1 protein-coding gene is annotated in these 1,156 nt (G+C 52.3%); it reads right to left on the bottom strand.

Going from position 1 to position 1,156, the window contains the following annotated elements:
• On the bottom strand, nt 1-1,023 hold a 1,023-nt coding region (locus ASG69_RS23060; RefSeq protein ID WP_442971098.1), incomplete at its 3' end, for an Eco57I restriction-modification methylase domain-containing protein.
• Between the last annotated feature and the right edge of the window lie 133 nt (nt 1,024-1,156).

Raw genomic sequence — 1,156 nt, 5'->3', positions numbered from 1 at the left:
CGGCTCAGGCAACGGACCCGCCGCCGCCGCCACCCCACGCCAAAACTCAACATCAAACGGAACATTCACAATCGCACTGGTTGCAATGCCGACCCGCGGATCGATGCTGCGCACTGACATTCTGTACTCATCCGACTTGCAGAACGCCCAAACAGCGGCACAATCTGCTGGGTTCGAGGGCACGATTACGACGCTCGTCTTAAAAAATGCTTGCCCTGTATACAAAGTGACCCGCAAAGACCTCTGCCGCTCTACTAAAACACCACTTTGGCCCCACGCAGCCAAACCCTGCACACGCGCTCCAGAACTTTTCGCAAGCTCACCCCTGCCGTCCTCCCAGAGAAATACTTCTTCAGTCCCTGCCCAAAGTCTTGTACGAGTTGGTCGCATTTGGAGATATTCCCATTTCGCGCCTAGATACTGCTCCCAAAATTTTCGGGTAAATCGGTCACCATCTCCTGTCGACAGGCCCTCAAAAGGTCTCGCATACGCACTCAAGAGGGTTTCATTCACGCCGTCTGCACCAAGACTAGAAGCACTCAGTTTCGTTCGATGTAATGGAGTTAGTATAAAGTCAGATAACGCGAACGGGTCTGCGGCAACATTTCCCTTCAGAAAGTGCTTGCGCCCGGTTCTCAAGCTATCAACTTCTGCAATCAGTAATCCAATGGGGTAGTCGTAAAGCTGGGCTCGAAACGCCCGTGGTCCGAGGCCAAGAACAATTGCAGGTGAATAATGTTCCAGAAAATTGTTCCGATATGCATGGTATGACGGAATAAACCGCCACGTATCAGGGAGTACGAAGCATACCGCTCCACTGCTTTCAACTCGAGAAATCATGGATTGTACGAACGATGTTGCGAGATCGGCGCCACCCCCAGGTATAGACGCGTTTTCATAGATAGCGCGTAGCTCGTTAGATTGCTTTGCCTTCCCGAGAAATGGTGGATTTGTGACAATCAAAGTGTATCTGCTCGCCAAGAGTGACGCTGATCGAACTGCCCCAGACAGCGCCTCTCCCATCAACTGCGCGTCGGAATCTTGTCGCGAAGCGAAAACAGAGCCACCGGGCGCATTAATAAGTGAACTTATCTCGCTCCAGTCGATGGACTCGAGTCCCGCTTGCTCTGTCGCTCGAACTGGATCGATGAGACTG

Source organism: Rhodococcus sp. Leaf225 (assembly GCF_001426145.1).
Taxonomy (GTDB): domain Bacteria; phylum Actinomycetota; class Actinomycetes; order Mycobacteriales; family Mycobacteriaceae; genus Rhodococcoides.
This window is presented reverse-complemented; position numbering and strand designations above follow the sequence as displayed.